This window comes from Limnohabitans sp. DM1 (assembly GCF_001269385.1).
Lineage (GTDB): Bacteria > Pseudomonadota > Gammaproteobacteria > Burkholderiales > Burkholderiaceae_C > Limnohabitans_A.
The window spans coordinates 1-5,947 of sequence record NZ_CXOO01000001.1 but is presented as its reverse complement, the minus strand read 5'-3'; the positions used below and the strand labels follow the sequence as shown (position 1 = coordinate 5,947).

At 57.2% G+C, this 5,947-nt stretch carries 1 protein-coding gene; it reads left to right on the top strand.

Annotated elements, in window-relative coordinates; all coding sequences use genetic code 11:
- The coding region (locus tag AMM33_RS00005) for a VCBS domain-containing protein (RefSeq protein WP_194945129.1) at nucleotides 1-5,913 on the top strand (5,913 nt) is incomplete at its 5' end.
- Nucleotides 5,914-5,947 lie beyond the last annotated feature (34 nt).

Sequence of the window (5,947 nt, the reverse complement as noted above, 5' to 3'; positions counted from 1 at the left end):
AACGACATCRTTGAMGGTGGCGATGGCGACGACACCATTGACGGTGGCGATGGTGCCGACACCATTGACGGCGGTAATGGCAACGACTCGATCARCGGCGGCGAAGGYAACGACATCGTTGACGGTGGCGATGGCGACGACACCATTGACGGTGGTAATGGCGACGACTCGATCAACGGYGGYGAAGGYAACGACATCRTTGATGGTGGCGATGGCGCAGACATCATTGACGGTGGAGATGGTGCAGACACCATTGACGGCGGTAATGGCAACGACTCGATCAACGGCGGCGAAGGTAACGACATCGTTGACGGTGGCGATGGCGCCGACACCATTGACGGYGGTAATGGCGACGACTCGATCAACGGGGGCGAAGGTAACGACATCGTTGAAGGCGGTAATGGCAACGACTCGATCAGCGGCGGCGAAGGCAACGACATCGTTGAAGGTGGCGATGGCGCAGACACCATTGACGGCGGAAATGGCAACGACTCGATCAACGGCGGCGAAGGTAAYGACATCGTTGATGGTGGCGATGGCGCAGACACCATTGACGGCGGTAATGGCAACGACTCGATCAACGGCGGCGAAGGTAACGACATCGTTGATGGTGGCGATGGYGCAGACACCATTGACGGCGGTAATGGCAACGACTCGATCAACGGCGGCGAAGGTAACGACATCGTTGATGGTGGCGATGGYGCAGACACCATTGACGGCGGTAATGGCAACGACTCGATCAACGGCGGYGAAGGCAACGACATCGTTGACGGTGGGGACGGTGCCGACTCCATTGACGGCGGTAATGGAGACGACTCGATCAATGGCGGCGAAGGCAACGACATCGTTGGCGGTGGCGACGGCAATGACAGCTTAGACGGCGGTAATGGCGACGACTCGATCAACGGCGGCGAAGGCAACGACATCGTTGACGGTGGCGATGGCGCAGACACCATTGACGGTGGTAATGGCGACGACTCGATCAACGGCGGCGAAGGTAACGACATCGTTGATGGTGGCGATGGCAATGACGCCATTGACGGCGGCGATGGAGACGACACGATTACGGGTGGCTCTGGCAATGACACCATTGATGGTGGTAACGGTAACAACAGTTTGGACATATCCAAGTTGGACGAAGCCGTTGTGACATTGAATGGCACATCCGGGACTGTCACCTTTAAAAACCCAGATGGCAGCACAGGGACCACAACGTTCAGCAACATCAACCAGGTCATTGACAATGGCCGCGCGGTGGTCACAGTCACAGCCATCAGCACAGACACAGGCGCTGCAAACTTCAGCACAAGTGATAACACCTTGATCTACAGTGGCACTGTTGTACCTGTTGCCAACACAATGATCAGCTCGGCAGCGCATGTGAAGCTTGAATTGCTCGACAGTACCAACGCAATCATCGCAACGGCCATCGTCCCTGTGACCAACGGTGCCTGGACTTGGAACCGAGAAAGCGTCACTCAAAGCGAGGGTAACTACGCTCTGCGTGCTACCGTGACCGATGCTGCTGGTGATCGTTTCTCAGACAAGCCTATAGTCAACGTGTTCACACCGAGCACAGACATTGACAATGACAACGATCCCGGTATTGATGTTCAAGCGATCGTGATCGAAAATACCGCACCCGTCATCTCGGGCGGTACCGTCAACGGTCTGACTGAAGACGTGGGCGCGATCCTGAAATCTTCACTCAAGTTCAATTACGCCGACGACGACGGCCATGCACAAAAGGGCGTGATCTTCACCGAGTTGCCCGATGCTTCCAAGGCCACCTTGCTGCTCAATGGCACGCCCATCACTACCGGCACCTTGATCACGATTGAGGACATCAATGCCGACAAAGTTGTACTCATGCCTGTGGCCAACTTCAATGGGGCTGTAAGCCTGAAGTTCAAGGCGGTGGACACGAGCGCGACCAATAACGAGTCTGCGCAGGTGACCAGCACCTACAACTTCAACAACGTCAACGACGCGCCTGTCATTGGCGCAGGCACCTTGAACTTGCCCACGGTGGACGAGGATGTGGCGGCACCCGCAAACGGTGACACCTCTGCAGGAATTGCCGTGAGCGATATGTTCAGTGTGATCAGTGATGTCGATGCGGCTGCGACCAAGGGCATTGCCATCACCAGCGTCAACGCCAACGGAAGCTTGTTCTTCAGCACGGACAATGGGGCAAACTGGCAAAGCGCGGGAGTTGTCAGCAACAGCAGCGCCTTGTTGCTGGATGCCAGCAGCCGAGTGTTCTTCAAACCCAATGCCAACTGGAACGGGACTGTGGACAACGCCTTCTTGTACCTGGCATGGGACCAGACCAATTCACCGGCAGCCACAGTGGGGACAAAGGTTACTGTTGCTGCAACCGGCACATCTACGCCTTATTCTTTGGAAGTCGGCAAGGTTGGCATCAGCGTCACGGCGGTGAATGATGCGCCCTCCGTGTCTGGTGGCACAGTGAACGGTCTGGAGGAAGAAAAGAGTGCGATCCTGACCACCGCGCTCAAATTCAACTATGCCGATGTCGACGGCCACACACAAGCAGGGGTGATCTTCACCGAGCTGCCCGATGCGGCCAAGGCCACCTTGTTGCTCAACGGCGTGGCGATCACCGCCAACACCTTGGTCACCATTGCGGACATCGATGCGCTTAAAGTCGAACTCAAACCCGCGGCCAACTTCTTTGGTGATGTGAGTCTGAAGTTCAAGGCGGTGGACACCAGCGCGACTCACAACGAGTCTGCGGTGGTGACAAGCACCTTCAACTTCGGCAATGTCAACGACGCACCCGTCATCTCGGGCGGTACCGTCAACGGTCTGACTGAAGACATGGGCGCGATCCTGAACGTTTCACTCAAGTTCAATTACGCCGACGACGACGGCCATGCACAAAAGGGCGTGATCTTCACCGAGTTGCCCGATGCTTCCAAGGCCACCTTGCTGCTCAATGGCACGCCCATCACTACCGGCACCTTGATCACGATTGAGGACATCAATGCCGACAAAGTTTTACTCATGCCTGTGGCCAACTTCAATGGGGCTGTAAGCCTGAAGTTCAAGGCGGTGGACACGAGCGCGACCAATAACGAGTCTGCGGAGGTGACCAGCACCTACAACTTCAACAGTGCCAACGATGCGCCTGTCATTGGCGCGGGCACCTTGAACTTGCCCACGGTCGACGAGGATGTGGCAGCACCCGCAAACGGTGACACCTCTGCAGGAATTGCCGTGAGCGATATGTTCAGTGTGATCAGTGATGTCGATGCGGCTGCGACCAAGGGCATTGCCATCACCAGCGTCAACGCCAACGGAAGCTTGTTCTTCAGCACGGACAATGGGGCAAACTGGCAAAGCGCGGGAGTTGTCAGCAACAGCAGCGCCTTGTTGCTGGATGCCAGCAGCCGAGTGTTCTTCAAACCCAATGCCAACTGGAACGGGACTGTGGACAACGCCTTCTTGTACCTGGCATGGGACCAGACCAATTCACCGGCAGCCACAGTGGGGACAAAGGTTAATGTTGCTGCAACCGGCACATCTACGCCTTATTCTTTGGAAGTCGGCAAGGTTGGCATCAGCGTCACGGCGGTGAATGATGCGCCCTCCGTGTCTGGTGGCACAGTGAGCGGGCTGGAGGAAAACAAGGGCGCTATCCTGACCACCGCGCTCAAATTCAACTATGCCGATGTCGACGGCCACACACAAGCAGGGGTGATCTTCACCGAGCTGCCCGATGCGGCCAAGGCCACCTTGTTGCTCAACGGCGTGGCGATCACCGCCAACACCTTGGTCACCATTGCGGACATCGATGCGCTTAAAGTCGAACTCAAACCAGTGGCCAACTTCAATGGTGCGGTGGATCTGAAGTTCAAGGCGGTGGACACCAGCGCGACCCACAACGAGTCTGCGGTGGTGACAAGCACCTTCAACTTCGGCAATGTCAACGACGCACCCGTTATCTCGGGCGGCACCGTCAACGGTCTGACTGAAGACATGGGCGCGATCCTGAACGCTTCACTCAAGTTCAATTACGCCGACGACGACGGCCATGCACAAAAGGGCGTGATCTTCACCGAGTTGCCCGATGCCTCCAAGGCCACCTTGCTGCTCAATGGCACGCCCATCACTACCGGCACCTTGATCACGATTGAGGACATCAATGCCGACAAGGTTTTACTCATGCCTGTGGCCAACTTCAATGGGGCTGTGAGCCTGAAGTTCAAGGCGGTGGACACGAGCGCGACCAATAACGAGTCTGCGGAGGTGACCAGCACCTACAACTTCAACAGTGCCAACGATGCGCCTGTCATTGGCGCGGGCACCTTGAACTTGCCAACGGTGGACGAGGATGTGGCAGCACCCGCAAACGGTGACACCTCTGCAGGAATTGCCGTGAGCGATATGTTCAGTGTGATCAGTGATGTCGATGCGGCTGCGACCAAGGGCATTGCCATCACCAGCGTCAACGCCAACGGAAGCTTGTTCTTCAGCACGGACAATGGGGCAAACTGGCAAAGCGCGGGAGTTGTCAGCAACAGCAGCGCCTTGTTGCTGGATGCCAGCAGCCGAGTGTTCTTCAAACCCAATGCCAACTGGAACGGGACTGTGGACAACGCCTTCTTGTACCTGGCATGGGACCAGACCAATTCACCGGCAGCCACAGTGGGGACAAAGGTTACTGTTGCTGCAACCGGCACATCTACCCCTTATTCTTTGGAAGTCGGCAAGGTTGGCATCAGCGTCACGGCGGTGAATGATGCGCCCTCCGTGTCTGGTGGCCCAGTGAGCGGGCTGGAGGAAGACAAGGGCGCGATCCTGACCACCGCGCTCAAATTCAACTATGCCGATGTCGACGGCCACACACAAGCAGGGGTGATCTTCACCGAGCTGCCCGATGCGGCCAAGGCCACCTTGTTGCTCAACGGCGTGGCGATCACCGCCAACACCTTGGTCACCATTGCGGACATTGATGCGCTTAAAGTCGAACTCAAACCAGTGGCCAACTTCAATGGTGCGGTGGATCTGAAGTTCAAGGCGGTGGACACCAGCGCGACTCACAACGAGTCTGCGGTGGTGACAAGCACCTTCAACTTCAACAACGTCAATGACACGCCTGTTGGGGTGAATGACACGGCCACCATCGATGAAGCCGGTGGCACGGCCAACGCCATTACGGGCGCAGCCTTGACCTCCACCACCAGCGGCGTGAGCGCCCTGAACGTGTTGACCAACGACACCGACGCCGACAGCGGCGACACCAAAGTGGTGCAGGACATCAAGGCCGGCACCGCCGCGGGTGCCGGCACGGCAGTGATCGCCGCCACCACCAGCGCCAACGGCACGGAAGTGGTGGGCAGCTTTGGCACGATCAAGATCGGCGCTGACGGCAGCTACAGCTACGTGGTGGACCAAGCCAACGCCACGGTCAAAGCCTTGGCGGTGGGCAGCACGGCCATCAACGACGTGTTCACTTACACCGTCAAAGACACGGCCGGTTCCACCAGTACGGCCACCGTCACGGTGTCCATCACTGGTGCGAACGACGCACCCGTCATCTCGGGCGGTACCGTCAATGGTCTGACTGAAGACATGGGCGCGATCCTGAAATCTTCACTCAAGTTCAATTACGCCGACGACGACGGCCACGCACAAAAGGGCGTGATCTACACCGAGTTGCCCGATGCCTCCAAGGCCACCTTGCTGCTCAATGGCACGCCCATCACTTCCGGCACCTTGATCACGATTGAGGACATCAATGCCGACAAGGTTTTACTCATGCCTGTGGCCAACTTCAATGGGGCTGTGAGCCTGAAGTTCAAGGCGGTGGACACGAGCGCGACCAATAACGAGTCTGCGGGGGTGACCAGCACCTACAACTTCAACAGGGCGGTTCGACTTTAAAAGGCGGTTAGTAGGCTTTTTGGGCCTGTAAATT